Origin of the sequence: Methanoculleus horonobensis, from assembly GCF_001602375.1 — an archaeon.
Taxonomy (GTDB): domain Archaea; phylum Halobacteriota; class Methanomicrobia; order Methanomicrobiales; family Methanoculleaceae; genus Methanoculleus; species Methanoculleus horonobensis.
The window spans coordinates 446,162-471,634 of the sequence record NZ_BCNY01000014.1 but is presented as its reverse complement, the minus strand read 5'-3'; the positions used below and the strand labels follow the sequence as shown (position 1 = coordinate 471,634).

Annotated in this window: 29 protein-coding genes and 1 tRNA gene; 23 read left to right on the top strand and 7 right to left on the bottom strand. The window is 62.6% G+C overall.

Features of this window, described 5'->3' with window-relative positions:
• Positions 1–218: 218 nt before the first annotated feature.
• The 3 genes from MCUHO_RS07415 (at position 219) to MCUHO_RS07405 (ending at position 2,525) form a co-directional block, all read left to right on the top strand.
• Positions 219–527: a DUF1894 domain-containing protein gene (locus MCUHO_RS07415; RefSeq protein ID WP_011843884.1), complete on the top strand. Its 309-nt coding sequence runs from the start codon at positions 219–221 to the stop codon at positions 525–527.
• Between the two features lie 178 nt (positions 528–705).
• Positions 706–1,335 (top strand): DUF47 domain-containing protein, encoded by a 630-nt coding sequence (locus MCUHO_RS07410; RefSeq protein WP_011843883.1) that lies wholly within the window; start codon positions 706–708, stop codon positions 1,333–1,335.
• A gap of 5 nt (positions 1,336–1,340) precedes the next feature.
• A complete protein-coding gene (locus MCUHO_RS07405) occupies positions 1,341–2,525 on the top strand; it encodes an inorganic phosphate transporter (protein ID WP_067075957.1) in 1,185 nt (394 codons plus the stop codon).
• A 503-nt stretch (positions 2,526–3,028) separates the two neighbouring features.
• Here the strand turns inward: MCUHO_RS07405 and nth are convergent.
• From nth to pyrH, 3 genes are all read right to left on the bottom strand, one after another.
• Entirely contained in the window at positions 3,029–3,697 is a 669-nt protein-coding gene (gene nth / locus MCUHO_RS07400) for an endonuclease III (protein ID WP_067075954.1), read from the bottom strand.
• Between the two features lie 6 nt (positions 3,698–3,703).
• Positions 3,704–3,778: transfer RNA gene (locus tag MCUHO_RS07395), tRNA-Pro, on the bottom strand.
• Positions 3,779–3,834: 56 nt separating this feature from the next.
• The gene (gene pyrH, locus MCUHO_RS07390) at positions 3,835–4,539 is read right to left on the bottom strand and encodes a UMP kinase (protein ID WP_067075951.1); all 705 of its coding nucleotides are present in this window, start codon (positions 4,537–4,539) and stop codon (positions 3,835–3,837) included.
• A gap of 41 nt (positions 4,540–4,580) precedes the next feature.
• Here pyrH and MCUHO_RS12845 point away from each other — a divergent pair, with 41 nt between their 5' ends.
• From MCUHO_RS12845 to MCUHO_RS07375, 4 genes are all read left to right on the top strand, one after another.
• Entirely contained in the window at positions 4,581–4,739 is a 159-nt protein-coding gene (locus MCUHO_RS12845) for a ZPR1-type zinc finger protein (protein WP_162839712.1), read from the top strand.
• Between the two features lie 44 nt (positions 4,740–4,783).
• Entirely contained in the window at positions 4,784–5,797 is a 1,014-nt protein-coding gene (gene amrS / locus MCUHO_RS07385) for an AmmeMemoRadiSam system radical SAM enzyme (protein WP_067075947.1), read from the top strand.
• Entirely contained in the window at positions 5,778–6,269 is a 492-nt protein-coding gene (locus MCUHO_RS07380) for a Mut7-C RNAse domain-containing protein (protein ID WP_084385959.1), read from the top strand. Before amrS ends, MCUHO_RS07380 begins: the two co-directional genes overlap by 20 nt.
• A gap of 180 nt (positions 6,270–6,449) precedes the next feature.
• The gene (locus MCUHO_RS07375; protein WP_067075941.1) at positions 6,450–7,604 is read left to right on the top strand and encodes a glycosyltransferase family 4 protein; all 1,155 of its coding nucleotides are present in this window, start codon (positions 6,450–6,452) and stop codon (positions 7,602–7,604) included.
• 2 nt (positions 7,605–7,606) lie between these two features.
• Here the strand turns inward: MCUHO_RS07375 and MCUHO_RS07370 are convergent, their stop codons facing one another.
• Complete coding sequence (locus tag MCUHO_RS07370) at positions 7,607–8,659, bottom strand: RNA-binding protein (RefSeq protein ID WP_067075937.1); 1,053 nt, start codon at positions 8,657–8,659, stop codon at positions 7,607–7,609.
• Positions 8,660–8,877: 218 nt separating this feature from the next.
• Between MCUHO_RS07370 and MCUHO_RS07365 the strand changes: the two genes are divergently transcribed.
• Positions 8,878–12,372 carry a HEAT repeat domain-containing protein gene (locus MCUHO_RS07365; RefSeq protein WP_084385958.1) on the top strand — a complete coding sequence of 1,165 codons (3,495 nt, stop codon included), beginning with the start codon at positions 8,878–8,880 and terminating at the stop codon, positions 12,370–12,372.
• Here the strand turns inward: MCUHO_RS07365 and MCUHO_RS07360 are convergent.
• A complete protein-coding gene (locus MCUHO_RS07360) occupies positions 12,369–13,037 on the bottom strand; it encodes a flavodoxin family protein (protein ID WP_067075931.1) in 669 nt (222 codons plus the stop codon). The genes MCUHO_RS07365 and MCUHO_RS07360 overlap by 4 nt on opposite strands.
• A gap of 53 nt (positions 13,038–13,090) precedes the next feature.
• Positions 13,091–13,558 (bottom strand): FxLYD domain-containing protein, encoded by a 468-nt coding sequence (locus tag MCUHO_RS07355; RefSeq protein ID WP_067075928.1) that lies wholly within the window; start codon positions 13,556–13,558, stop codon positions 13,091–13,093.
• Positions 13,559–13,650: 92 nt separating this feature from the next.
• Between MCUHO_RS07355 and msrB the strand changes: the two genes are divergently transcribed.
• The 11 genes from msrB (at position 13,651) to MCUHO_RS07300 (ending at position 21,955) form a co-directional block, all read left to right on the top strand.
• Positions 13,651–14,136, top strand: coding sequence for a peptide-methionine (R)-S-oxide reductase MsrB (gene msrB / locus MCUHO_RS07350; protein ID WP_067075925.1), 486 nt, complete (start codon positions 13,651–13,653; stop codon positions 14,134–14,136).
• A gap of 31 nt (positions 14,137–14,167) precedes the next feature.
• Entirely contained in the window at positions 14,168–14,896 is a 729-nt protein-coding gene (locus MCUHO_RS07345; RefSeq protein WP_235808200.1) for a class I SAM-dependent methyltransferase, read from the top strand.
• 456 nt (positions 14,897–15,352) lie between these two features.
• Positions 15,353–15,577, top strand: coding sequence for a HypC/HybG/HupF family hydrogenase formation chaperone (locus tag MCUHO_RS07340; RefSeq protein WP_011843868.1), 225 nt, complete (start codon positions 15,353–15,355; stop codon positions 15,575–15,577).
• Entirely contained in the window at positions 15,577–15,918 is a 342-nt protein-coding gene (locus MCUHO_RS07335) for a hydrogenase maturation nickel metallochaperone HypA/HybF (protein ID WP_067075921.1), read from the top strand. The genes MCUHO_RS07340 and MCUHO_RS07335 overlap by 1 nt, the downstream gene beginning before the upstream one ends.
• Positions 15,915–16,910, top strand: a complete 996-nt coding sequence (gene hypE / locus MCUHO_RS07330) for a hydrogenase expression/formation protein HypE (RefSeq protein ID WP_067075917.1) — start codon at positions 15,915–15,917, stop codon at positions 16,908–16,910. The genes MCUHO_RS07335 and hypE overlap by 4 nt, the downstream gene beginning before the upstream one ends.
• A gap of 79 nt (positions 16,911–16,989) precedes the next feature.
• A complete protein-coding gene (locus MCUHO_RS07325) occupies positions 16,990–17,439 on the top strand; it encodes a GNAT family N-acetyltransferase (RefSeq protein WP_394328824.1) in 450 nt (149 codons plus the stop codon).
• A gap of 3 nt (positions 17,440–17,442) precedes the next feature.
• Positions 17,443–18,357 carry a DUF2156 domain-containing protein gene (locus tag MCUHO_RS07320; RefSeq protein ID WP_067075914.1) on the top strand — a complete coding sequence of 305 codons (915 nt, stop codon included), beginning with the start codon at positions 17,443–17,445 and terminating at the stop codon, positions 18,355–18,357.
• Complete coding sequence (gene pyrC / locus MCUHO_RS07315; RefSeq protein WP_067076255.1) at positions 18,354–19,616, top strand: dihydroorotase; 1,263 nt, start codon at positions 18,354–18,356, stop codon at positions 19,614–19,616. The genes MCUHO_RS07320 and pyrC overlap by 4 nt, the downstream gene beginning before the upstream one ends.
• A gap of 197 nt (positions 19,617–19,813) precedes the next feature.
• On the top strand, positions 19,814–20,131 hold the full coding sequence (locus tag MCUHO_RS07310) for a DUF167 domain-containing protein (protein WP_067076242.1): 318 nt from the start codon (positions 19,814–19,816) through the stop codon (positions 20,129–20,131).
• A gap of 258 nt (positions 20,132–20,389) precedes the next feature.
• Complete coding sequence (dnaG, locus tag MCUHO_RS07305; protein ID WP_067075911.1) at positions 20,390–21,607, top strand: DNA primase DnaG; 1,218 nt, start codon at positions 20,390–20,392, stop codon at positions 21,605–21,607.
• A 63-nt stretch (positions 21,608–21,670) separates the two neighbouring features.
• Complete coding sequence (locus MCUHO_RS07300) at positions 21,671–21,955, top strand: UPF0058 family protein (protein WP_048112360.1); 285 nt, start codon at positions 21,671–21,673, stop codon at positions 21,953–21,955.
• A gap of 43 nt (positions 21,956–21,998) precedes the next feature.
• On the opposite strand, the gene MCUHO_RS07295 is transcribed toward MCUHO_RS07300, so the two are convergent.
• Entirely contained in the window at positions 21,999–22,793 is a 795-nt protein-coding gene (locus MCUHO_RS07295) for an ATP-grasp domain-containing protein (RefSeq protein WP_067075908.1), read from the bottom strand.
• Positions 22,794–22,884: 91 nt separating this feature from the next.
• On the opposite strand from MCUHO_RS07295, the gene MCUHO_RS07290 reads away from it, so the two are divergent.
• From MCUHO_RS07290 to minD, 4 genes are all read left to right on the top strand, one after another.
• Entirely contained in the window at positions 22,885–23,364 is a 480-nt protein-coding gene (locus MCUHO_RS07290) for a hydrogenase maturation protease (RefSeq protein ID WP_067075905.1), read from the top strand.
• A gap of 157 nt (positions 23,365–23,521) precedes the next feature.
• On the top strand, positions 23,522–24,094 hold the full coding sequence (locus MCUHO_RS07285; protein WP_235808198.1) for a hypothetical protein: 573 nt from the start codon (positions 23,522–23,524) through the stop codon (positions 24,092–24,094).
• A 21-nt stretch (positions 24,095–24,115) separates the two neighbouring features.
• The gene (locus MCUHO_RS07280) at positions 24,116–24,637 is read left to right on the top strand and encodes a hypothetical protein (RefSeq protein WP_067075899.1); all 522 of its coding nucleotides are present in this window, start codon (positions 24,116–24,118) and stop codon (positions 24,635–24,637) included.
• 31 nt (positions 24,638–24,668) lie between these two features.
• Positions 24,669–25,457 carry a cell division ATPase MinD gene (gene minD, locus MCUHO_RS07275; protein ID WP_067075896.1) on the top strand — a complete coding sequence of 263 codons (789 nt, stop codon included), beginning with the start codon at positions 24,669–24,671 and terminating at the stop codon, positions 25,455–25,457.
• Positions 25,458–25,473 lie beyond the last annotated feature (16 nt).

Sequence of the window (25,473 nt, the reverse complement as noted above, 5' to 3'; positions counted from 1 at the left end):
ACATTAAGTGAACCGGTGATGAAATACCGCAGGAAAAACGGGCTCTGGACGCCTCACTGACGCCTGATCAGCAGCCCGAGACCGGTTCCGAGAACGACCAGGAGGAAGGCCGCGGCCAGGAAGAAGACTGCGGACGATAACCTTTCCCCTCCCCGGCACGCGGATAGGAGAGGGGATACGGCGCAACATTTATTCGTTTTAATGCGAACATTACTCCCATGGCATCACGTTGCGTAAACAACCTCGGTGGACGGGTGATCCTCAAGGAAGCGACATCGGAACAGGTGAACGACTACGTGCGAAAGCACTGCAGAGAATACTACGAGATGCCGCCGGACTTCGTCTTCAAAGAGATCCGGATGCTCCTGAAGTCCCCGATGCTCGTCGGCCTCCAGATCAAGAAAGGGAAGATCCTGCTGCCGTTCACGAAACCCTGCCCAGGTTATGGGACTATCCTGTATGAGATCGCGGCAAAGGAAACCGACCTCGACTTCATCCGCAGCAATCTCACGAAGGTCTCCGGGTAAGAGCAACTCCGGCCCGGAGTCCTGAGGGGGGAACCGGGCGGGCTGCGCCGGAATAGGCAGGGATAAGAGATGCGCACGTTGCGGGGCTCTGCATATATATCAACCCCATTTCACCGTACCCATGCGGCCTGACCGATCGCTATATAGTCCCTGACTGAAAAACGCTATAAAGATCATTGTGGGCATTAAGGAATGGGTAATCCCTCAGGACAAGGCATTTTTTGACCTTTTCGACAGGATGGCCCAGACGGTCGTCTCCGCAGCCGATCTGCTCGTCGAACTTGTCGAGAACTTCGAGAACGTGAAAGAGCAGTGTCACCGGATGAAACAGATCGAGCATCAGGGAGACGAGATCTCGCATGAGATCTACGAGCAGCTGAACCGGACGTTCATCACGCCGCTCGAGCCGGAAGAGATCTCCCGCCTTGCATCGGCGCTCGACGACATCCTCGACTACATCGACGGCACCGCGCAGCAGATGTACAGTTACGGCATCACCGAGACCGACGACTCGATGATCCAGCTGGCAAAACTAATCCGGCTGAGCGTCGTCGAGATCGAGAAGGCCGTGGCCGGCATCCGGACGATCAAGAACCCGGGGTTGATCGAGGAGCGGTGCATCGAGGTGAACCGCCTGGAGAACGTCGCGGACAACGTCCTTGGCCATGCCATCATGGATCTCTTCAAAACGGAGGATGCCATCACCATCATCAAACTCAAGGACATCTACGAGAACCTTGAGATGGCGACCGACAAGTGCGAGGACGTCGCGAATGTCTTGAGCGACATAGCCATCAGACACTCCTGACCGCCATGGATCCGATCATCGTTCTCGGCATTCTTCTGGCCTTACTCTTTAATTTTGCAAACGGCTTGAACGACGCCGCAAACTCGATCGCTACCATCGTCGCGACAAAGGCGCTAACACCCCTGCAGGCGGTGCTCCTGGCCGGGGTCTTCAACCTCCTCGGCCCCCTGCTCTTCACCACGGCAATTGCGGCAACCATCGGGAGGGGGATCGTCGATCCCGTTTCCCTCACGCCGATGCTGATCCTCATGGGCATGGTCGGCGCGGTTCTCTGGGTCTTCATGACCTCGTTCTTCGGGATCCCGGTCTCGAGCAGCCATGCCCTGATCGGGGGGCTTCTCGGCGCCGGGATTGCAGCCGCGGGAACGGGCGCGGTCCTCTGGCCGTCGCTCGTGCTCATTGAGCAGACCATCTTCTACGGGCTCGTAGGCGCGGTCCTCGGCGCGATTGTCACGGGCGTTGTTGCACACCATAGAGGCGACTTCAAGCCGTGGAACCTCCTCCTCGGCGGGCTCATCGGGGTGACCATGGCAATTCCGCTCGCCATCATAGCCGGCTTTTTGAAGATCAGCGGCATCCTCGCAGTCGTAATCTTCATCGTCATCTCCCCCACGCTTGGATTCCTCTCCGCGTTCGCCCTCGCCACCCTCGTCACCTGGATCTTCCGCAACCATCCTCCCCGGCGCCTCTCCCGTACATTCAAGAACCTCCAGATCTTTTCGGGCTCGCTGCAGGCCATCGGCCACGGCAGCAACGACGCCCAGAACGCGATGGGCATCATCACCGCGATGCTCCTTGCCGGCGGCCTGATCGCCGAGTTCTCCGTCCCGCTCTGGGTCATCCTCACATCGTCGCTTGCCATATCGCTCGGAACCCTCCTCGGCGGGTGGCGCGTCATCGACAAGATGGCCAACCGGATCACGAGAATCCGGCCCTACCAGGGGTTTGCTGCGTCGACCGCCGCCGGAAGCGTCCTCTCGCTGATGACCGCGTTCGGCGTCCCGGTCTCGACGACCCACGCGGCAACCGGCGCGATCATGGGCGTCGGCGCGACCCGCGGCTATTCGGCGGTCAAGTGGGGCGTTGTCCGGGAGATCCTCGTCGCATGGATCCTGACGCTCCCGGCGGCGGCGATCGTGGCCGGAGGGTGTTATCTTGCCGCGCGGGCGCTGGTCGGCGGGGATTTTTGAATAAACGGGCTCTCTGCCCGGTCGCCCAAACTCCCTTTTAATCGAACTTTGTGAGGGTTGACGATCGCGTAAGCCCATCTACGGATTTTTTCGGACTCTGTTCTTATTGGAATGCTGCCTATCCCATGCACGGCTTTCCACTGGATATCGCCACGCACTGCCCCCGCCCCTGGGGCGGGGGAGGAGGCCGAAGGCCGGGCGGGGTGGGGTCACAGATGTCCACGTACAAGGTAGAGACAGGGGAGGGGGGCTGCACCCCCCTCCCCGTCAGCCCCTCCCCGCGTGGCGATATCCCCACGGTCCAGTGTACGGGATCTCTCACAGTTATGATTCGTGTTCGTGTTTGAGACGTCACGGGGTTCGAATCGCGATATTCACTAGAACTGAAACAGAAGCGCTGCCGGTAACAAGCCGCCCAGCCGCTGAGAAATCCGTAGATGGGCTTTGCAGGAGTCCCGGAGAACAACAACTCAGAGCGCAACCCCGAGCCGCCCCCGTCCGCCCTACTCCCCGCCCTTCTCGTTTGCAGCCCGCAACTCCCGGTAATACCGGCAAAGCCCCGCGACAACACAGACCTCGTGCTTCGGGTTCTTTGCCGTGCAGACGGCGCGCCCGTGGCGGATCAGGAGGTAGTTGATGTCCCGCCAGACCTCCTCGGGGAAGAGGGCGACGAGATCGCGCTCGATGATATCGGGGTTCGTGCTCCCGGTGAACCCGAGCCTCTTCGAGACCCGGCGGACGTGGGTGTCGACCGCGATCCCGACGTTGATATCGAACGCGTGGGAGAGGACGATGTTTGCGGTCTTCCTCCCGACACCAGGGAGCGTCCGGAGTTCCTCCATCGTCCGCGGAACCTCGCCGCCGAACTCGGCGACGAGTTTTCTTGCCGCCCCGACGATGTAGCAGGCTTTGGCGTGGTGAAACCCGATCGTCCTGATCAGCGGCTCCACCTCCTCAGGCTCCGCGCGGGCGAGCGCCTCCGGCGTCGGGTAGCGGGAGAAGAGATCGTCGCGGACGGCGTTCACGGCACGGTCGGTCGTCTGCGCCGAGAGGATCGTGAGGATCAGCGTCTCATACGGGTTATGAAACTCGAGAAAATGGCGCCTGCCGTCAATGACGGGATACTGCTCGAGAAGGCGGCGGTGGATCTCGCAGGCGGTCGTACGGTTCATGATAGATGGGGCAGGGCAGATTCGAACTGCCGTCAAAGCGTCCCAAACGCTCTAGGATGGACCAGGCTACCCTACTGCCCCCTGTACCTGCATACGTTGGGAATCCAGGCAAAAATAGTTGCCGATGAAGGAGAGGTTCAGGAGAGCAGAGGGGTCACACCCTCTTCGCAGACGACGGTGCCGACGAACGCCCCCTCCACGATCGCCCGGTAGAGGTTCTCCGGGTCGCGGCCGTCGAGCACCAGGAGCGGGATGCCCGACCGCTCGATCACCTTTCCGGCCACGATATCGAGCACCGTGTTCGCGCCCGCGTCCATCCGGCTCCCCGTGATGATATCGAGGAGCTCCTGCGGCGTGAGGCGCTCGTGCCTCACCGCACCGGCATCCTTCTTCGGGTCAGCGCTGTAGATCCCGTTCACCGACGTCGCGTTGATGAGGAGATCGGCACCGACGCTCTCGGCGAGAACCGCGGAGACCGCATCGGTCGTCTGCGCCGGGGTGATCCCGCCCATGACGACGATCTTGCCGGTCTCTGCAAACTCCAGCGCCTCCGTGTAGTTCTCCGCAACGCGCGGATAGGCTGCATCCCCGAGCCCGGCGATGAGAAGACGCGCGTTCAGCCGGGTCACCATGATGCCGAGCTCGTCCGCCGCCGCCTCCCCGGCGCCGAGACCGCGGGCGACCCCGATATACCGGCGCGCCTCCCCGCCGCCGCCGACGACGATGAAAATCCGGCACTTACCGCCCATCTTTTTCAGAACAGACACGTATCGATCGATATTGTTCGATTCAAGCGAAGGAACCAGAACCGACCCGCCCAGAGAAATTACGATCTTCTTCATCCCACCCTATTATTATCCCCAATATCACTCATATACCTGTTGTGAAGAGGCTCCACTGCCCCGTATGCGGTTCTACGGATGTCTGGGCGGTTACCGGCGGGTATACCGGCTGTATCTACCGCTGCAAGCATTGCGGCTACTCCGGGGCGCTGGTCGTCGAGTACGACGACGAAGAGAGCGAGGAGCGGGGCGACCGGTAGCCCGCCCGCAATGACTATCATGGTTCCCCTCCCGCGGTGATCATATGCACGAGGCGCGACTCTACCGGAAACTGGAGGAAAAGACCGTCCGCTGCTCCCTCTGCGCTCACCGGTGCACCATCAAAGAGGGCAGACAGGGAGTCTGCGGCGTCCGCATCAACCGCGGCGGCACGCTCTATGCCGCCACCTTCGGCAAGGTCATCGCCGAAGCGGTCGACCCCATCGAGAAGAAACCGCTCTACCACTTCCTGCCCGGAACCCTCTCCTACTCCCTCGGCACCATCGGGTGCAACTTCCACTGCGAACACTGCCAGAACTGGCAGATCTCCCAGCAGACACTGGAGATGGAATCGCTCAGGGATATCAGCCCGGAACAGGGCGTGGAACGGGCGATCCGGTCGGGCTCTGCAAGCATCGCCTGGACCTACAACGAGCCCGCCATCTGGCACGAGTACCCGCTCGCGATGGGGACGCTGGCGCGGCAAAAGGGCCTCGGGACAGTCTACGTCACGAACGGCTACATCACCGAAGAGGGGCTCCGCGAACTCGCGGGGATGCTCTCAGCCTTCCGCGTCGACATCAAATCGTTCTCCGACACCTTCTACCGGAAGGTCTGCGGCGGGCGGCTGCAGCCGGTCCTCGACGCGACGGCGCTTGCAAAAGAACTCGGGATGCACGTCGAGACGGTCACGCTGGTCATCCCGGGGCAGAACGACTCGATGGAAGAGATGGAGACGCTTATCCGGTGGGTGCTCGAGAACCTCGGCCCCGACACCCCGATGCACTTCACCCGGTTCCACCCCGACTACAAGATGCTCGACGCGAGGCCGACCGAGATCAGAACGCTTGAGAAGATCTACGAGCGCGCGAAAGAACTCGGGATCCACTACCCGTATCTCGGCAACGTCGGCGGGCACCCCTACGAGAACACCTACTGCCCTGCCTGCGGCAGCCCCGTCATCGAGCGGTCGGGCTACGCCGTCAGGATACGCGGGCTCGAGGGGCAGACCTGCACCGAATGCGGCGGGCACATCGAGTATGTCTCCAAGATCCGGTGAACGGCAGAGATTCCTGACCGACCGGATGCTCGGGACGCTCACCCGCTACCTCCGGTTCATGGGCTACGACACCATGAGCGCAAACAGCCTCTCCCCGGGGAGTTCCCGGGAAGACACCCTCCTCCTCGAGATCGCCGGCCGGGACGACCGGCTTCTTCTGACCCGCGACCGCGAACTCGCGCGGCGGGGCGGCGAGCAGGCAGTCTACATCGCGTCCGAAGAGATCATCGCCCAGATTCGGCAGATCGCCGACCTCGGGCTGATCGAGCCCGAGATCCGGATGAGCCGCTGTTCCCTCTGCAACACCCGCCTCCGGCCGGCCACCCTGCGGGAGATCCGGGAGGCACGCTACGCCCCGCGGTCGACCCGGGGGAAGGAGTTTTCATGGTGCCCCGTCTGCCGGAAACTCTACTGGATGGGGTCGCACGGCCACCGTCTCGAGCGGCGCCTGAAAGAGTCTTTCTCGTCCTGACCCGGTGCATCGGAACCCCCAAAACACCTCATTTTGGGGTTTTTTTGAGAATCCAAAGATATATCATCTCGGAGGCGATATGAAGCGCTCGAACTGCATGCCGGCACGATAGAGATCCAGATGCTGAAGAGGGGCCGTAAGCCCCGGTGGCCGGCAGAGACGATAGAGACGAGGAATACCATGGAGAGTCTGAAGATCGCATTTTTCTGCTGGGAGTCGCTGTATGCGGAACGGGTCGGCGGGCTCGCAAGCGCGGCGTCAAATCTTGCCGAGACATTGGCACAGAACCACGAGGTGCATTTTTTCACCCGGGGAGAGGGAAAAGACACCGAGATCAACGGAGTGCGGTACCACTACTGCTGGCCGTCGGGAGAGGACATCGTCCGGTACTGCTCCGATATGAGCGGGAAGATGCTTGAGAGGTTCCACGAGTTCGACACACCGTCGTTCGACCTCCTGCACTTCCACGACTGGCACGTGGTCGACGCACTCCAGAAACTCCGCGACAGGGAGACCGTCTTCACCTACCACTCGACGGAGTTCGGCCGGAACGGGAATACGTTCAGCAACGGGTGGCCGTTTACGGAGATATCCGGGATCGAACGCTGCGGCGCATCGATTGCAAAGCATATCACCGCGGTCTCCTCGACCCTCCGGCAGGAGGCCATGAGCCTCTACGAGATCCCCGACTGGAAGATAGACGTCGTCCATAACGGCATCGTCCCGGATCACTACCAGGCGGACGTCGATCCGGAGGAGATCAAGCGGCGCTACGGATTCGACCCGGACTCCCCGCTGATCCTCTTCGTCGGGCGGCTTGCGTGGCAGAAAGGGCCCGACATGCTGGTGGACGCAGTTCCCGCTCTCCTCCGGGAGCACGCCGACGGCCAGTTCGCGTTCATCGGCGACGGGCAGATGCGCCGGGGGCTCGAGACCCGGGCCCGGTCGCTTCCGGTCCGGTTCCTCGGACGACTGCCCGACGCGGAATACGTGCCGCTCCTCAACGCAAGCGACATCGTCGCCATCCCGAGCAGAAACGAGCCGTTCGGGCTTGTGCTCCTCGAGGCGTGGAGCGCCGGCCGGTGCGTCGTCGCCTCCGACGTCGGCGGGCTCTCGGAGAACATCGAGCACGGGACCGACGGGGTCAAGGTGCGGCCGCACCCGAACTCGATCGCCCGCGGGCTCTCCCGGGTGGCCGACTCACCTGAAAAAGCGCTCGCCATGGGGAGGGAGGGGCTCGACAAGGTGAAGAAAGAGTTCCCGTGGGGCCGTGTCGCCGGGCGGATGGAAGGCGTCTACAAAAAACTCGCGACGCACGACACGATCCCCTGCTGATATCACGGCAGCATGGCGGCCGTAAGGTGCTCCATCAGGCGGAACGGGTCGGATGCGACGATCGGCGTCCCGGCGTAGAGTTCCATCCCCCCGATATCCGATGTCCGGGAATGGAGGTCGCCCCGGTCGACCACCCACGCGACGTAATGTCCCTCCTCCTCGAGCGGGGGCATGTAGACCGCCGCGTTGTAACTCTGGACCCCTATGTTGCGGTAACACTCGAGCACCTTTGCGAGAGCCGGGGCGATATCGTGCGGCGACTCCGCGATGATCGCGACCTCGTGCTCCTTTCTCGGGGTGAGGTGCGCCATGACGCGGGCGCCCCTGTAGACGAGCCCGAGGCCGACGGCGGTGTGGGCAGCGAAGAGATCGTCGTAATACTCGCTCCCGTAACGGCACCGGTACTCCTCCCGAACCCCCTCGAGCCGGGCCGGAGCGGCATAGGGGAGGTGGGTGAGCAGCACCTGGGCATGGTTGTGCACGATGCTCCCTCCCGCACGCCAGAGGAAGTTCCAGATGATGAAGGGGTAGATCGCCCGGGGGTTTGTACGGTTCGCATCCTGGCACCACCGGACGGCCACGCTGATCATATCGGCGATCTGCGGTTCTCCGGTCACGTAGGGATCGTTCTCTTTTGCGATGATGACGGCGTGAAGGTAATCGTACTTGGCGATGTTGCCTGCCGTCACCCAGTAATCGCCGTCGATCCGCCCGAACGTGTCGGCCGGCGTCTCCTCGATTGGGTTCGCGAACGGCCCCTCCGCCGAGAGTGCCCGGAGATCCCGCGTCTCCTCGGCACGGGGCGTCAGCACCGGGCGGCGAGACCGAACGGAGTTAAAAAGCGTGCTCTCGCCGGTCTGGTTATTGGTCACCCTCACGATCTGCTGCGTCTCGATATCGCCGTACTTCTCCCGCACCCATTCAAGCATCGGATCAGGGAAGACCAGGTGTCCGGGTTCGACATACCAGGAGTATATCCGGCCTACGAGTTCCTCCGCATCCGGCGCGAGTTCCTTCACGATGCCCGGCAGTCGGGTGATATCAAGCCTTTCCATAGGGTTCCCGTATACCGGCCTTCCCCCGATAAAGATTCGCATCGGCCGGGGCGAACCGCAAGACTGCCCCGATAGGGTAAACCATTCCCGGTTACAGACCCGGCGTATCAGGAGACGCAGAATGGAAGATTTATTGGTAACGGATAACGAATATAATTTGAATAAGCGGGATTCAGGGAAACAGCACCTTCGACAACGCATTTTACCGGCAGCAGGAAATGGCATTCTTTGATAAGTTCCGGACGAACATCGACGGGTTACAGCAGGCGAAGGATTATCCCGGCCTGGTTGCGGTTCTGAGCAGTGAAGATCCCCGTAACCGTGCCGATGCAGCGCGGGCACTCGCCGCCCTCGGGGTTCCCGCCATCCCGGATATTCTCAGGACGCTCGAGAAAGCCCGTCCCGCGTCGCGAAACCGGATGGCCGAATCTCTCGTTTCAGCCGGGGCTCCATCTATTCCGCTGCTTCTCGTCCTGATTCTCCGGGCCAGCCCCGGCCTGCAGGCATCCATCGCCCACGCAATCGCGGAGACGGACAACTCGATGGCCGAGACGCTGCTGCCCGCACTGCACCACGAACAACCGGCAATCCGGCGTGCTACGGTGATCGCTCTCCAGGGGATGGGCAGGAAGGCAATCCCGCCCCTCGCGAGAGCGCTCCGTGACGGCAACCACTCAGTGCAGAGAGAGGCCGCAAACGTGCTTGCCTCGATGCAATGGTCGCCCGACGACGTCCAGGAGAAGGTGCAGTTTTACTACCTCCGGGAAGACTGGAAGGAGCTGGCCAAACTCCAGGGAGCCGCCGTCCCGGTTCTCCTCAAAGCCCTGGCGAGCGACGACCCACGGATGCGGAGCGAGTCGGCGCGAACCCTCGGGAAGATCCGTGACTCCCGGGTTGTCCCGCCGCTCATCAAGGCGGTAAAAGATCCCCGGCTTGACGTCCGTATCCGTGCCGTCGAGGCGCTCGGGGAGATCGGTGACGACCGGGCGAAACCCCCGCTGGCCAATGCCCTGAGCGATCCCCACCACCAGGTGCGGATGGAAGCGGCATGGGCCCTCGGCAAGCTGGGCTGGGTGCCGCAAAGCGACCTGCAGAGAGCAGATTACCTGATTGCAGGCGAACAATGGAAAGAACTGGTCCGGATGGGAAGACCGGCCATCCCGCCACTCATCCGGGCGCTGGGGACTGATTACTCGGGTGTTCGCACCGGCGCGAGCGAAGCATTGCGGCACCTGGGGCAGCCCGCACTCAACGCCCTGAAGATGGAAGCCTCGTTGAAAGACCCCGCACGGAAACAGCGGGCTCTGGCTGCCCTCGAGTACATCCGGCAGCGCCAGGAAGAAGTCTCCCGGACAAAGCCCGCACAGGAAGACACCTCGAGGTACGAGGAGGAACTCAAAGAGGGGCTTACCATCCAGAAGAGGTTTGAGAAGCAGTTCGGGCGCCCGAACTACGTGCCGGACGGGGGGGTCACGATACCCTCGCCGCCGGCACAGGACGAGACGCCGAAGGAACCCGAGCAGCCCACCGAGCAGGCACCGGAAGAGCCTGAAGCGGCCGTGAGCCTCAGCGACCTCATCCAGGAGAGCCAGCAGGCGGAGGCGGCGTGGGCACAGGTCAAAGAGCGCTGGAAGACCGATATCTCGGCGGCTCCCGGCGGCGCAATCCCGCTGGACCAGCTCATCCCGATCGAGTTCGAACAGGAGATCGTCGAGACCGACGAGGCAGAACAGGAGGAGCAGTTTTCCTACCGGCCCGAGGAGGAACGCGAGCCGCAAGAACTGGCGATCCCGGAGATCTTGAGGGACACGGTTGAGCCGCCGGAACCCCCTGAGTTGTTCCCGGAAAAGACACCGCTTGAAAAATGCCTTGAAGCGCTCAGGAGCAGCGACGACAGCATCCGGGCCGCGGCGGTCGCCGCGCTCCAGAGCATGGGGAAAGAGGCGGTCGGATACCTCATCGAAGCGTTAAGCGACCCCCACTACAGCGTCCGCATCGCCGCAGCGGAAGCGCTCGGCGAGATCGGGGATCCGGATGCCGTCGAGGCGCTGGTCAGGACTCTCGGTGACGAGAGAGAAGATGTGCGAATCGCCGCCGCCTCGGCGCTCAGCCGTATCGGTGACCGCCGCGCAGTTCAGCCGCTCATTCACCTCTTCCGCGACAGGTACCACGGCGTCCGGGTCGCTGCGGCGGATGCCGTCGCGGAGTTCGGCCGTGGCGCACTCAGAGAACTCGAAGAGGCACTGAACGACCCATTGCCGGTCGTCCGGGTGACGGCGGCGAAAGCAATAGGCCTCATCGGCGCAACCGAGTCGATCCCGCTCCTCATCACGTACCTCGGGGATGCAGCACCGGATGTCCGGTGGAGCGTTGCCCGGGCCCTGGGCGACTTCGGCGCCATGGCAATCGAACCGATCTCGCATGTGCTGAGATCAGGCACCAGGGAGATGCGTCTTGCAGCAATCGACGCCCTCTGGGAGATCCCGGACGAGGGTGCAGGCGACGTTCTGCGCTACGCTCTCGATGACGAAGACGAAGAGGTGAGGACAAAAGCTGCGGCCGCCCTCAGAAAGCGGCAGGTGATAGATGTCTGGCGGAGGACGCTCGGCAGCCAGGTCGAGGAGGAGGAGCGCACCCCGAAGAAGAAGAGGAAGGTCCGGCTGGAGGATAAGAAGGCGTTCGAACTGTCAGGCAAACAGGATATCGATACCCTGATCAGCGCGCTCAAGGACAAGGATTGGAACACGCAGCTCGGTGCCGCCACACGCCTCATCATGATGGGGCGCCCCGCCGTGGACGGCCTCATCCGTGCACTCAGGGACGAAGACCCGGATATCCAGTCCGCTGCGGCCAGTATCCTCGGCGACATGCGCGAGACCGCGGTCACGCCGCTCATGGATGCCCTGGACGACAGCGACCGGTTCGTCAGGCTCGTCGCCGCCCGCAACCTTGGCAGGATCGGGAACAAACGGGCTATCGAAGCCCTGATCGGCTCCCTGCACCAGGAACTCGACACCGAGGTCCGGGCGACCGTGGCGGAGGCCCTCGGGTACATGGGGAGCAAGCAGGCGATCGAGCCGCTGGCCCTGGCGCTGCAGGACCGGGATGAGGAGGTCAAGATTGCCGCCGCGCGGTCACTCGGCTACATCGGGGATCTCAGTGCCCTGGAACCGCTGGTTCTGGCGCTCCACGACGTGGATGACCGGGTCAGGTATGCCGCGCTCGAGGCCCTGAAGGCTCCCAGCGACACGATGCGCCGCCACCTGATCGCCGCTCTCCGAACAGGGGACGAGACGTTCCGGGCGGGGGTCGCCGAAGCGCTGGAAGCGGGCGGCTGGAGACCGGAGACCGGCGAAGAACGGACGCTCCACCTCATGGCACAGGGGAGGTGGGCGGAGGTGGAATGGGTCGGCGCCGACGCGCTCCCGGTGCTTGCGGAAGCGCTCTCCGATCCGTTGATCGAGGTTCGGGCGAACGCCGTCCGGACCATCGACCGGATCGGAGGAGAGGACGCCGTCGCCCCGCTCGTCGAGGCACTCAAGGACGATGCGCTTGCGGTCAGAAAGCGGGCCGAATGGGCCCTGATCCAGATGGGCGAGGCGGTGCTCCCGACGCTCGACATGGCGATCAGCGAGGAAGCACAGCCGGAGGGCCGGGAGGGGCTGCAGCGGGTCATCGAGGAGATCCGCGGGAAAGAGACGGGGAGGATCTAGGGTATCCGCCCGGCTTCCTTCCAGTAGTCGTACTCGTGGTGCCAGCGGTCTTTGTTTGCCGTGACCAGCGCCCGCATCCGATCACACATCGCGGCGTGAAGTTCCTCCTGCTCGGGATAGGTCTCCTTCTTCTCGATGGCTCTTGCGAGTTTCTTCCCGAGTTCGTAGGCCCTCCCCTCCGCAGGCACGATCGTCTCCGGGTCGCCGCCGAGCACCACGTCGATCCCGCCTACGGTGTTCGCGCCCAGGGTCTGCAGGATCCTGTTCAGATATGCCACGACCTCGTCCGCCCCGGAGCCGCCTGCCGTGGAGACGGCGCACCCGTACTTCCCGATGAACATCTGGCAGTGGATGGTGTCCGCCATACGGTCGAGCAGGGTCTTGATCTGGGCGGTGACCGAGTCGATGTAGTTGGGCGACCCGAGGACAATCCCGTCGCTCTCAAGCATCTTCCGGTAGAGTTCGGCAAAATCGTCTTTCTTGATGCATTCTCCCCGCTCGCAGCAGACCAGGCATCCGTTGCAGTACTCGATCCGGAGCTTCGTGACGTCCACGAGTTCCACCTCGGCCCCGGCGCTCTCCGCTCCGTCGAGGACGGCCTGGACGAGCCGGAGCGTCTGGCTCTTTGAGCCGCGGGGGCTTCCGTTTATCCCAAGTATCTTCATTGTATCTCCTCTCGTCTGTAAACCCGTATCCCGGATAACGCTTGCCCACGGCCTTACGGGATGTCGTGCGTTATGTCGATATCAGCGTGATACTGCCGGTCACAGTCCCCGGGGAACGCGTTGACGGTGAATATCTTCGTCTCCCCTGCCTGGAACCGGGGAGCGAGAACGGTCTCGGTCGCCCGGATCATATTGCTCTCGTCGTCGATGAGCATGAACCGGATGACGGCGTTTCTTGCGGGCCCGTCACCGTCGTTGGTCACCGTTCCCGTCACGATCCAGTAGCAGGATCCGTCGGTGCGCATATGCTTCTCGGGCGTGGTGACGCTGGCCGAGAACGACGGTTTCGGCCCGGCGGGAGAATAGGTGGTGTAAGCACCAGGTGTCGCCTCCGGGGTCGGGTCTTCCGGTTCCGGCTCGGCGGAGTTCCCCATGCAGCCAGCCGTGACGGCAGCACCGAAGAGGCAGCCGAGGAGGATAAGCGTTACGAGGCTCCTTCCGAGAAGAGAGTGTTTCTTCATGATGGTTCATCGACCGGCGGATATATAACGGATGCGAAACCGTATCCGGAACGGGGAACGGTTTATCTGCTCTCCGGACAAGGGCCGGGACGATGAACAGGGTGACTGGGGAAACTGCCGGGACGGTGACGGTCTGCAACGCCGTGACCGGGAAGGTGGAAGAGGTCGAGAGGGTCGTCATGTCCGACGAGGAGTGGCAACGCCGGCTGACGCAGGAAGCGTTCTCCGTCGCCCGGAAGGCGGGCACGGAACCGGCCTTCACCGGGAGGTACTGGGACTGCAAGGAGGATGGCCTGTACGTCTGCGTCTGCTGCGGCAACCACCTCTTCTCCTCGGAGACGAAGTTTGAGTCGGGGACGGGCTGGCCGAGTTTCTCAAAACCGGTCTCCGGCCGGAACATCAGGACGGAACCCGACACGCAGTTCTCCATGAACCGGACGGAGGTGCTCTGCCGGCGATGCGACGCCCACCTGGGCCACGTCTTCGACGACGGGCCGCCGCCGACCCATACACGCTACTGCATGAACTCGGCATCGCTCCGGTTCGTGCGACAGAAGGATCTCGGCCGGCGCGAATGATTATCCGGGAGCGGCGCCGACCCACTGATCAGTGACAGCCCATCCATCCCCCTGGGACGAGGACTACCGGAGGCGGGGAAACCTCTGGGGAGGAGCCCCGGCGCCGCTCCCGGATCTCCCCGCCGATGCCGCCGTCCTCGAGGTCGGCTGCGGAAACGGCAAGACCCTCGAGGCTATCGCCCGGCGATCCTCGTGCGTGACCGCGGTCGATATCTCTCCCGAGGCCGTCGCCCTCGCCCGGCGCCGCCCGGGGACGGCGGAGATCGGTCTCGCCGTAGCCGACGCCCGGCACCTGCCGTTTTGGGGTGCGGCGTTCGACGCGGTCTTCCTGGTACACGTCGCCGGCCACCTCCCCGCACAGGGGAGAACGGCCATAGCCGCCGAGGCCGTCCGGGTGCTCAGGCCCGGCGGAACGCTCTTCTTCCGGGGTTTCTCCGTCGAAGACATGCGCGCCGGGAAAGGGACGGAGCCGGAGCCGTGGACGTTCCGGCGGGGCGAGGGCATCATCACCCACTACTTCACCGAGGCCGAGACGGCGGAACTCTTTTCGCCGCTTGTCCCGGTCTCGGTCCGGACGCACCGCTGGCGGATGCGGGTCAGGGGGGAGGATCTCCCCCGGGCGGAGGTGGAGGGGGTGTTTCGGATGCGACGGGCTGAAGGATGCGACTGCCGGAACGGCAGGAGCATGAGAAAACGCGAAGCGTTTTCGGGGCCGGAGCATGAGCACCGATCGGTGCGAACGGAGCTGGAGCACCGGTAGGAACGACGTTCCATGGGAATGCGGCGGGCCGGAAGGCCGGAGTTCGAGCACCGGAGGTGCGAGGTGCGGGGGCAGGAGCACGAGAAGACCGAAAAGTTTCGATTCAGGATCTAGCACCCGCGGTGCGCAGGCCACCACAGTCCATTGCACAGGGACAGGCGGGAATAAGCAGATACAGTACCCCCATAACATTACGCTCCCAGGCACAAACACAGAAGGGCACGGGCCGGCGGCACCGGGGCCGGCGCACCACGGTCGGCCCCGCCCGGAGCCCCTGCACCGACCGGAACCGGAGACAAACATATCTTTTTTACCCGCCCGAACCGATCTATACGTACCTGATTACGGAGGAAGCCCGAACCGCGCCGGTCGATGCGGTCGCTTCCGGGTTCCTCCGTGCAGCATGGTCAACCTTTTTTGACAACGGAACAAAATAACAGGAGAGGAAGAGAGGTCATGTGTATTGCAATGCCCGCTGAGGTACTCGAGATAAAAGAGGGCAACATCGGCGTCGTCGACTTCGGCGACCTGCAGCAGGAGGTCAGGCTCGACCTCGTCGACGTGAAGGTCGGGGAGTTCGTCCTCGTCCACGTCGGGTTTGCCATCCAGCGCCTCAGCAGAGAGGAGGGGCTTGAGACCCGCGAGGTCTTCAGGCAGGTTTACGCCGCGATGGAGGAGTAATGCACGAGTACAGCATCGCCTACGACATCTACACGACCGCCCGCCGGGCCGCGATCGAGAACGACGCAAAAGAGGTGAAGTGTGTCAGTGTGGATGTCGGCAAACTGGCGATGGTGAACCCCGAACAGGTGGAGTTCCTCTTCAACGTCATCATCGAGGACGACCCGCTCTTTTCGGGGGCACAACTCTCGTGCCGGGAAGCCGAAGCACGCACCCGCTGCTCCTGCGGCTACGAAGGGGACGAACGGTTCGTCTGCCCCCGGTGCGGAAAACTCCCGGAGATCGTTGCAGGAATGGAAATCGTAGTAACCAACATCGAGATAGAAGTGGACGAAGAATGAAAGTCAACCTCATGCACGGTGCCGGCGGCGAGGTGATGGGCGAGCTCCTGCGCGTCATCACCAACCTCAAGCACAACAATGCCGGCGGGATCGGGCTCGAATCGCTGGACGACGGCGCAGTCATCCCACTGAACGGCCAGAACATCGTCTTCACGACCGACAACCACGTAGTCTCGCCGATCTTCTTCCCCGGCGGGGATATCGGGCGCATCGCCGTCTGCGGAACCATCAACGACCTCGCGATGATGGGCGGGCGGCCGATCGCCCTCTCGTGCGGCATGGTCATCCCCGAAGGCTTCGAGGTCGCCGACCTCGAACGGATCGTCGCGTCGATGGACGCAGCACTCGGGGAGTGCGGGGCAAACCTCGTCACGGGGGACACAAAAGTCCTCGAGCGGAGCGCGCTTGACACCATCGTCGTCAACACCGCCGGGATCGGCGTCGCCGAGCGGGTGGTGCGGGACAACGGCCTTGCCGTCGGCGATAAAATCATCGTCAGCGGCACCATCGGCGACCACGGCATCGCCATCATGGCCCACCGCGAAGGGTTCGACTTCGGCGGCCAGATCAAGTCCGACGTCGCCCCCCTCTGGCCGCTCGTCGAGAAGGCGCTCGCGGCCGGGAATATCCACGCCATGAAAGATCCGACGAGAGGCGGGTTTGCAAACGCCATCAACGAGATGGCGAGTAAGAGCGGCGTCGGTGTCGTCATCGAGGAGGAGGCCCTCCCCTTCCGGGCGAGCGTCCGGAGCGCCGCCGGGATGCTCGGTCTCGACCCGCTCGAGGTGGCGAACGAGGGCAAGGTCGTCATGGGGGTCGCACCCGAGGAGGCAGAGGCCGTCCTCGCGGCGCTCCGGAGTCATCCCTACGGGCGTGACGCCGCGATCGTCGGCGAGGTCGTCGAAGGCACCAACGTGATAATGCGAACCGCCATCGGCGGAGAGCGTTTCATAGAACCGCCGGTCGGCGACCCGGTTCCGCGTGTCTGCTGAAAGGGCACGACAATTTTTTTTCCCACCGGCCGGGTGAGACCCGCGCCTGTCATATACGATAAACGCCGTGAGCACTCTTATGGAGAGGCATGAGACGATGACGGAGGAGGCGGAACTCGAGGTGCGCCTCGTGAACGTCTGGGACGTCGAGACGATCGCCGACCTTTACCGGGCGGGCGGCTGGTGGAACGAGCGATGGGATCCCGCCGACCTTGCCGCCCTCATCGCGGGAAGTTTCGCCTTCGCCGTCGCCGTCGACCGGGCGACCGGCAGATCCGTCGGCATGGGCAGGGTGATCTCGGACGGGGTCTCGGACGGCTACGTCCAGGATCTGGTCGTCCTCCCCGGATACCGCGGCCGGGGCATCGGAACGATGATATTATCTACGCTCCTCGATTACTGTACGTCTGCAGGTGTCGCCTGGGTCGCCCTCGTCGCCGAACCCGGAACCGAGCCGTTCTACACCGCGCTCGGCTTTAAGAGGATGGAGGGGCACACACCCATGCGGTGGTACCCGGATAGGAGGTGAAAGATGCTGAAACCGGCCGATTTCAAGCCCGTGAGCCTGGACGATCGCGACATCTTCTCCAGGCATTACCGGCAGTTCCCCCAGGTGCACAGCGACAACACGTTCGCGAACATGGTCTGCTGGAACCACTACGCAGACTACCGTTTCGTAGAGGTCGAAGGTTCGATCGTCCTCTCGAGCACCATCGACGGCGTGACGGCGTTTCGCATGCCGATCGGCCCGAGAAACCCGGCTCTCCTCGAGGACGTCATCGACCTCGCGCTCCGGGAGGGCGGCGAGATACCGCTGCGGGTTCTCGACCCGGCAAGCGAAGCGTGGCTCCGGGAGACCTACCCGGACCTCCCGCTGCACGAGAACCGGGACTTCTTCGACTACGTCTACCGGACCGAAGACCTCGCCGAACTCGCCGGGAAGGACTATGCCACCATCCGCCGCCAGGTCAACCGGTTCGGCCGGGAATACCAGTATACGGTCGAGAAGATCACCGAGGAGAACATCGAAGAGGTCTGGGAGTTCCTGGTCGTCTGGTGTGAGTGGCGGGACTGCGACGCCGAACCCATCCTCGCCGCCGAGAAAGACGCCATCCTCTTTGCTGTGAACAACTTCTTCACCATCGGCCTCGAGGGCTGGATCGTCAGGATCGGCGGCACCATCGGTGCGATATCGGTCGTCGGGCCGGTCAACGCATCGATGGCGGTCGTCCACTTCGAAAAAGCGCTTCCCGAGACCTATCGCGACATCTACAAGGTGATCACGACCGGGACGGCGGCCGGGCTCAGTGACCGCTACCGCTACGTCAACCGGGAGTGCGACATGGGCGTCGCCGGGCTCCGCGAGTCGAAGACGCGCTACCACCCCGCGTGCATGGTCGAGGTCCACTCCGCGACCCGGCACGACCTGGAGGCATGCTGCCGATGAACGCCGACCTGCTGCTCCGAAACGTGACGCTCCCGACAGGGAGGCGCGCCGATATCGCCGTCGCCGACGGTATCGTCCGGCACGTCGGCGCGGCGGTGCGTGCCGGCGAGACGATCGACTGCACCGGCTACACCTGCCTTCCGGGTGCGGTCGATATGCACGTCCACATGCGGGGCGGGGCGCAGGCCGGGAAGGAAGACTGGCGGACGGGGACGACGAGCGCGGTCGCCGGGGGGGTGACGGTCGTCGTCGACCAGCCGAACACCGTCCCGCCCATCACCACGCCCGAACTCCTCCGGGCGCGCATCCGCGAGGCGGAGGAGCAGGCCGTATGTGGGTTCGCGGTGAACGCGGGCGTCGTGCCGGAGGCCGATCTCGCCGGGATGTGGGAAGCCGGCGCGATGGCCTTCGGGGAGACCTTCGCCGCTCCGTCGAGTTACGGCGAGGGGCTGGATGCGGAGACGCTCAGAGGGTTGTTTGCCCGCATCCGCGCACTCGGGGGGGTCGTGACCGTCCACGCCGAGGAGGTCGGCGGCCAGGCGCCGGCGACGCTCGCCGACCACGACCGCGCCCGGTCGGGCGAGGGGGAGGCCCGCGCCGTGCAGAAGGTCGTCGGCCTCGCCCCGGCAGGGCTGCGGCTCCACTTCTGCCACGCGAGCACCGCCGCCTCGGTCAGGGCCGCGCGCGGCACGGTGGAGGCAACGCCGCACCACCTCTTCCTCTCGCGCGAGAACTTCGAGGACGACGAGACCCGGGCCCGGGTGAACCCCCCCCTCCGGGACGAGAAGACCCGGCGTGAACTATGGTCGTGCTGGGAGAGGATAGACGTCGTCGCCTCGGACCACGCCCCGCACACGGTTCAGGAGAAGCAGGCGCCCTTCGAGACCGCGCCCTCCGGCATCCCCGGGGTCGAGACGATGGTGCCGCTTCTCGTGGCGGCGGTGCAGCGAGGGCGGATCACCCTTGCCTCGGTGATCGAGAAGACGTCGTGGAGACCCGCCGCCATCCTCGGCATCCCGCGCGCGGGATTCGAGCCGGGCGACCGGGCGGACTACGCCCTCTATCCGGACGAGATCACCCGGATCGACGCCTCGCGCCTCCACGCGAAGTGCGGCTGGTCGCCGTTCGAGGGGCTCGATGCGGTCTTCCCGGAGGAGGTGATCGTCGGGGGAACGCGGGCCTACGCCCACGGCGACCTCCGGGAGGCACACGGAGCGTGGTGCCCCGGGCAAGGATATTTATCCCCGGAAAATAAATAATACAGAGCCGATAAAGCGCACCTTATAGGTCCCCGGGTGATCATCTGGCGAGACGCCCGGAAATGATCCGCGGGACAACCCAGGTGCGCGACAGGCACGCCCGGCATATGGGTTCGATCGGGTGAGGATCGGCACAAGCCGCCTGTGAACACCGATCGTTAGTGTCGGGCGACATCCCTTTCAAGAGGACTTTTCTCATGAACACCTACGCCGATGCCGTCGCCGAAACCCCGCACGGGGTGACCATCACGCTCGACGTCACGGCGGGTGCAAAGCGCTCCGCGTTTCCAGCAGGCTACAACGAGTGGCGCAAAAGCATCAAGTGCCAGATAGCGGCCCCCGCCGTCGGCGGAAAAGCCAACCGTGCCATCACCGATCTCCTCGCGGAGACGTTCAATGTCCCCCGCGCCGACGTGGAGATCATCGCCGGACACACGTCATCCTCAAAGACCGTGGCAATCGCCGGCGTATCGAGATCTCATGCTCTCGCGTGCCTGAACGGCGCCGGAACCTGATATCACGCGGACAGGGAACCCAAGACTCCCCGGAGATAGCGACTTTTGCCCCAAAAGAGTTATACGACAGGAGATTTCAAAACGCTGTTCCCCGGAGCCATAATTTTAGATTTATCCTTTAAAAAGTCTTGCGTCAAGACCGCCATCTGATTTAAGTAATTTCACCCTAGATATATGATTAACCCGTACGTCCGCGCAGATCAAAACCCGTGCGGTTGCGGCGATCAGATTTATCCATACAAAAGGAGGCAAGACTCCATGTATTCACCGGATACCACAAAGTATCTCATTCATCTTATCCTGCAGATCGAGGGGGTGGTCGATAAACCCGACGTAGTGGGCGCCATCTTCGGCCAGACCGAAGGGTTGCTCGGCGAAGACCTCGACCTGCGCGATTTACAGAGAACCGGCCGCGTCGGCCGGATCGATGTCCAGATCACCACGAAACGAGGAGAGACAAAAGGCGAGATACTCATCTCGTCTTCACTCGACCGGGCGGAGACCGCGCTCCTCGCCTCGTCGCTCGAGACGATCGACCGGGTCGGGCCGTGCACGGCACGCGTGAAGGTCGACCGCATCGAGGACATCCGGGTGACCAAGCGGCGCAAGATCGTCGAGCGTGCCAAAGAACTCCTCCTCGAGGACTTCGATGAAGGCTCCATCAACAGCGACGATCTGCTCGACGAGGTCAGGGAAGCCATCCGGATCGAGAAACTCGAGTACCTCGGCGAAGAGAAGGTACACGCGGGGCCGAACGTCGTGGACTCCGACGCCATCATCATCGTCGAAGGACGGGCCGACGTCATCAACCTGCTGCGCTACGGGATCAAGAACGCCGTTGCGGTCGAGGGGACCAACGTCCCGCGCATCATCATCGACCTCTGTTCGCAGAAGACCGCGACGACCCTGCTCGACGGCGATCGGGGCGGCGAGTTGATCCTCCGCGAACTTCTCCAGGTCGCCGAGATCGACTTCGTGGCCTACAGCCCGCGGGGGAAGAGCGTCGAGGAGATGAGCCGCAAGGAGATCGTCAAGGCGCTCCGGAACAAAGTGCCTGCGGTGGGGATCATCGACCAGCCCTCCTCCGAGGAGAACGTCGGGCGGCTGCCTGCGTATACGGCCCCCGCCGAGGCACGGACTCCCGCCGGTGCGGGCAATGGCGAGCGGTCGCCGCGCCGTGAATGGGACGCAAAGCCCGCCTCGACGCTCGGGGAACACATGGCCGACGTCCGGGACAAGAAAATTGCGCGGTTCCTCTCACCGGATTACACCGTCCTCCTGGAATCCAACGCAACCGACGTCGAAGGCGCACTCCAGAACCTGAACGGCGACGTCGAGGGGGTTGTCGTCGATCGTATCATCGACCAGAAACTCCTCGATCAGTTTGGAGGGAGAGACATCGAGTTCGTGGCTGCCCGGGACTTTAAGGGTATAATAAAGCGTCCGCTCTCCATCAGGCTCATAAAGATAGGGTGACGGTTATCCCGGGTGCAAATTTATATATATTTACATCCACCATTTTTATCTCTGGGAGAGAATATGCACAAGGAAGAGTTGATAGCCTTACATGGGATTCTTACTGAGATTAAAGACTTTTTTGAGTTGCAGAACCCGGAGTTAAAATTTTCGCAATATTACGCATTGAAGATAGACCCTTCTCAGGTGCATAAGAGCAAGATGGAACACAAGTATGCAATATTCGTGCTCGGCACGGAACTTGCCAACGCCATGAAGGACGTGGAGTTCTCGTCATCCGGCCGGATCTCCGCCCGGATGAAGGAACTTGCCGAGAAGACCTTAAAAGAGATAGAGTATCTCCAGTAAGAACGTTACGCAGGGCCCAAGGCCCTCCGCTCCCCCCTCTCCTTCAGGCACGCATCTCGCGCTCGCGCTCGATGAGATATCGGGCGAGCAGCTTCGGGATGGGTGCCGCCATACAGTGCCAGTTCGGCGTCCCGTTCACCTCGAGAACGGTGTAGCCTTCCCGGTCACGAAGGAGATCGACGCCGCAGTAGTCGATCCCGATCGCCGCCGCCGCCGCCTCGGCGACGGCGCGCATCTCCTCGTCGATCGCGACCGGCATCCCGGTCCCGCCCTGGTGAATGTTGTGCATCAGGGTATCGGAGATGCGGGCTATCGCGCCGACGGCCTCCCCGCCGAGGACGAAGATGCGAAAGTCCCGGTCGTTCTTCACGTACTCCTGCAGGTACCAGGGCCCCGGCCCGAGTTCCCCGGACTCCGTCACGAGCCGGATGCCGTTTCCATCATACCCGTAGAGCGGTTTGTAGACGACTTTTCCGTGGCGCCGGAGAAACTCCCGTGCCTGCTCCTCCGACTGCGTGTAGGACGTATCCGGCGTCCTCACATTGTTTGCCAGAAGGAGTCCCGTCGTCATCACCTTGGATGCGCAGGCAACGATGCTCTCGGGTGTATTGATCACCCGGTTATGGAGCGAGAGCACGTTTAAGGTCTCGAACTGGTGCCCGTCCTGCCGGATACCGCAGACCCATATCAGTTCGTTCTCAAGCCCGGAATCGAGGGGGTCGAGTTCACCGAGTTTGAGAACCCCGTATCGGGCGTCGGCTCTCTCCAGTTCCCGCATAACAGCGCCGGTCGAGTTGTCGTCCGGCGTATCGGTCGGTTTTGGTACGATGTGGATCATGCGCCTCACATCCCGCTCCCGGAACGGCAGTTCACGGTCAGGGAATTTCCAGTACCATTTTGTACCTTGCCGGATATAACCGGTAGGTACCATGCAGAAGAACCGGGTATGTATCATCGGGTGCGGAAACCCCTTCATGGGCAACGACGGGGCGGGGATCGCGGTGATGCGCCGCTTTGACGGGAGATTGCCCGGGGTGGATGCGATCGACGGCGGCACCGGCGGGTTTGGCCTGATCCCGCTGATGGAAGACTACGAGATGGTGGTGATCGTCGATGCGATGACAGGTATCGGCGACCGCATCGGAGAAGTCCGTACCTTTGAAGTCCCGCCGTCGTGGGATCTTCCGGTATACGCGCTCCACGACATCGGGATCGGAGAGGTGGTGACGATTGCCCGGGAACTCGGATACGCCGGAGAGATCGTGACCGTCGGGATTGAAGTGGGCGAAATTCAGGCGTTCAGCAAGGATATCGACCAGGAGGTTGAAGAGGGGATCCGTGTTGCCGAGCAGGAGATCCTCACCATCCTCCGGGAGCGGATCGGTGCTCCAGGGAGCAATCATAGATAGACGTCGCCATACCACCCCAATTATTGCGTATTCGGCTCCCTCACGAGGGGTATAAATAACAAGGTTTATCTTATACCACAGAGCTAAATCTGTCTGAATGCAACTGCCACGCGGTCGGTTTCATCGTCTAATCAAGTCCACGACAACCCGTGCCCTGATGGATGAGTTTGTCTCGGAACAGTTTAGCGGGATATGCACGATTGTCCTCGGCAGCGAGAGCGCTACTCTGGTGTTGAACGATGGTCAGGTTGTGCTTGCCGAATATGGGGGCATGAAAGGGCAGCACGTACTGGACACGGTGCTGGAGGACGAAGAGAACGAGGTGGCGGCTGAACTGAACCTTCTGACGCCGGAGCAGGTACGGCTCGCTCTGGAGTTCAACCCCCTGTTTGCGGTGGGAAAGCCCGAACGATCGGGCCGGCCATCGGCGGGGAGAAGTGCTCCGGGAGGGGCTACGCCACCCACAGCACCGAAGAGTGCCGGTGGAACCTCTTCCTCCAGGCGTCGTCCGGCACCGACCGCAGAAGTGCATCGAATTCCCATGCCGGGAGTGAAACCCGCGCAGGGGACGGCCGAGGCGTCTCCATCAGGAGGTGACGAACTCGACACGCTCGTCCAGAACATGGAAGAGATGGACGTCGAGCAACTGGTCAGCAGTTTCAAAGTAAACTGCAAGGACATGCTCAAGAAGATTCACCTCGACCACCTCATCAAGGACAAAGAGACCTAAACTTCAGGAGCTGGTAACAGAATGGATTCAACAGGCATTATCCAGTTTTTCCTCATCCTCCTCACATTAATAACGGTAGCCGGTTTTGCCGGCATTACGTACTACCTTGCGGAGATCTCCCGGGCACTCAAAGGGCAAGGCGCCTCACAGGTTTCGGTAACGCCGGTGGAGCCCCCGGCTCCCGATCCGGCCGCGCCCGTCTCCACGCCTCCTTTGAGGCCAATCGAGCCCGCGAAGATGGGGAGCCTTGAGGAGACGCTCGGTGCAATCAGCGAAAAATACAGCCTTGCATCCCTGACGCTGGCGACCGCGGACGGTCTTCTGATCGGCTCGACGAAGCCCGGCAGCGAGGACGAGGCCGCACGATACAGTCACCTCTACTCACAGGGAAGACCGTACGGCGAGGAAGGGATGGAACTCCTTGGAGTCTCCTACCGCGGGGAGACGGTGGTCGGCATCGCCCACCCTTCGGAGCATCTCTCCGGCGAACAGACGAACGCACTCGAACAGGATATCCGGGAAACCCTGCAGCACTGGGTGTAAGATCGGAAAGATCAAAATAGCGAGTGATTACATGGTAAAAGTATACACGATTGCGTCCGGTAAGGGCGGTACCGGCAAAACGACGGTCACAGCAAATCTGGGTCCGATGCTTGCCCAATTCGGAAAGAAGACGTGCATCCTCGATGCCGACGTCGGAATGGCGAATCTCGGGCTCGTCCTCGGTCTTGAAAACCTCCCGGTGACCCTGCACGAGGTGCTGGCAGGCAAAGCACGCGTCCGGGACGCCATCTATGACGGGCCGTTCGGCGTGAAGGTCGTCCCGTGCGGTCTCTCCCTGCAGGGCTTCCAGCAGTCGAACCCCGACCGGCTCAAGGACATTATGACCGACCTTGTGAGCGAGTTCGACATCCTGATCCTGGATGCTCCTGCAGGGATCAGCAAGGACGGCGTCATCCCGCTGACGATCGCCGATGGGGTAATTCTCGTGGTAAACCCCGAGATCTCCTCGATCGTCGACTCCTTAAAGACAAAGATCCTGACCGAGACCGTCGGCGGGCACGTCGAAGGGGCGATCATCAACCGGGTCACGGCAACCGGAAACGACTTCAACAGCACACAGATGGAGAAACTCCTCGGGGTCCGGGTGCTCGGGATCATACCGGAAGACCCGAACATCCGCCGCGCATCGGCCGGAAGATCGCCGATCGTGGTGAAGTTCCCGACGTCCAGCGCATCCCGTGCCTTCAAGCGTCTTTCTGCCGACGTAGCCGGGATTGAGTATACCGAGGAAGAGACACGGCCGTCCAGGGAGAGCTTCGTCGACCGGCTCGCCCGCGCCCTCTTCCGTGCAAAAGCGTGATCGTTCTGGCCGCTAA

Coding starts and splice junctions, on each gene's coding strand:
- MCUHO_RS07355 (WP_067075928.1), bottom strand. CDS start 13,558: ATGAAGAAACACTCTCTTCTCGGAAGGAGCCTCGTAACGCTTATCCTC.
- MCUHO_RS07290 (WP_067075905.1), top strand. CDS start 22,885: ATGCAGAAGAACCGGGTATGTATCATCGGGTGCGGAAACCCCTTCATG.
- MCUHO_RS07360 (WP_067075931.1), bottom strand. CDS start 13,037: ATGAAGATACTTGGGATAAACGGAAGCCCCCGCGGCTCAAAGAGCCAG.
- MCUHO_RS07325 (WP_394328824.1), top strand. CDS start 16,990: ATGGAGAGGCATGAGACGATGACGGAGGAGGCGGAACTCGAGGTGCGC.
- MCUHO_RS07295 (WP_067075908.1), bottom strand. CDS start 22,793: ATGATCCACATCGTACCAAAACCGACCGATACGCCGGACGACAACTCG.
- hypE (WP_067075917.1), top strand. CDS start 15,915: ATGAAAGTCAACCTCATGCACGGTGCCGGCGGCGAGGTGATGGGCGAG.
- MCUHO_RS07365 (WP_084385958.1), top strand. CDS start 8,878: ATGGCATTCTTTGATAAGTTCCGGACGAACATCGACGGGTTACAGCAG.
- MCUHO_RS07405 (WP_067075957.1), top strand. CDS start 1,341: ATGGATCCGATCATCGTTCTCGGCATTCTTCTGGCCTTACTCTTTAAT.
- MCUHO_RS07370 (WP_067075937.1), bottom strand. CDS start 8,659: ATGGAAAGGCTTGATATCACCCGACTGCCGGGCATCGTGAAGGAACTC.
- MCUHO_RS07415 (WP_011843884.1), top strand. CDS start 219: ATGGCATCACGTTGCGTAAACAACCTCGGTGGACGGGTGATCCTCAAG.
- MCUHO_RS07300 (WP_048112360.1), top strand. CDS start 21,671: ATGCACAAGGAAGAGTTGATAGCCTTACATGGGATTCTTACTGAGATT.
- MCUHO_RS07335 (WP_067075921.1), top strand. CDS start 15,577: ATGCACGAGTACAGCATCGCCTACGACATCTACACGACCGCCCGCCGG.
- MCUHO_RS07375 (WP_067075941.1), top strand. CDS start 6,450: ATGGAGAGTCTGAAGATCGCATTTTTCTGCTGGGAGTCGCTGTATGCG.
- amrS (WP_067075947.1), top strand. CDS start 4,784: ATGCACGAGGCGCGACTCTACCGGAAACTGGAGGAAAAGACCGTCCGC.
- pyrC (WP_067076255.1), top strand. CDS start 18,354: ATGAACGCCGACCTGCTGCTCCGAAACGTGACGCTCCCGACAGGGAGG.
- MCUHO_RS07285 (WP_235808198.1), top strand. CDS start 23,522: ATGGATGAGTTTGTCTCGGAACAGTTTAGCGGGATATGCACGATTGTC.
- dnaG (WP_067075911.1), top strand. CDS start 20,390: ATGTATTCACCGGATACCACAAAGTATCTCATTCATCTTATCCTGCAG.
- MCUHO_RS07340 (WP_011843868.1), top strand. CDS start 15,353: ATGTGTATTGCAATGCCCGCTGAGGTACTCGAGATAAAAGAGGGCAAC.
- minD (WP_067075896.1), top strand. CDS start 24,669: ATGGTAAAAGTATACACGATTGCGTCCGGTAAGGGCGGTACCGGCAAA.
- msrB (WP_067075925.1), top strand. CDS start 13,651: ATGAACAGGGTGACTGGGGAAACTGCCGGGACGGTGACGGTCTGCAAC.
- nth (WP_067075954.1), bottom strand. CDS start 3,697: ATGAACCGTACGACCGCCTGCGAGATCCACCGCCGCCTTCTCGAGCAG.
- MCUHO_RS07310 (WP_067076242.1), top strand. CDS start 19,814: ATGAACACCTACGCCGATGCCGTCGCCGAAACCCCGCACGGGGTGACC.
- MCUHO_RS07280 (WP_067075899.1), top strand. CDS start 24,116: ATGGATTCAACAGGCATTATCCAGTTTTTCCTCATCCTCCTCACATTA.
- pyrH (WP_067075951.1), bottom strand. CDS start 4,539: ATGAAGAAGATCGTAATTTCTCTGGGCGGGTCGGTTCTGGTTCCTTCG.
- MCUHO_RS07380 (WP_084385959.1), top strand. CDS start 5,778: ATGTCTCCAAGATCCGGTGAACGGCAGAGATTCCTGACCGACCGGATG.
- MCUHO_RS07320 (WP_067075914.1), top strand. CDS start 17,443: ATGCTGAAACCGGCCGATTTCAAGCCCGTGAGCCTGGACGATCGCGAC.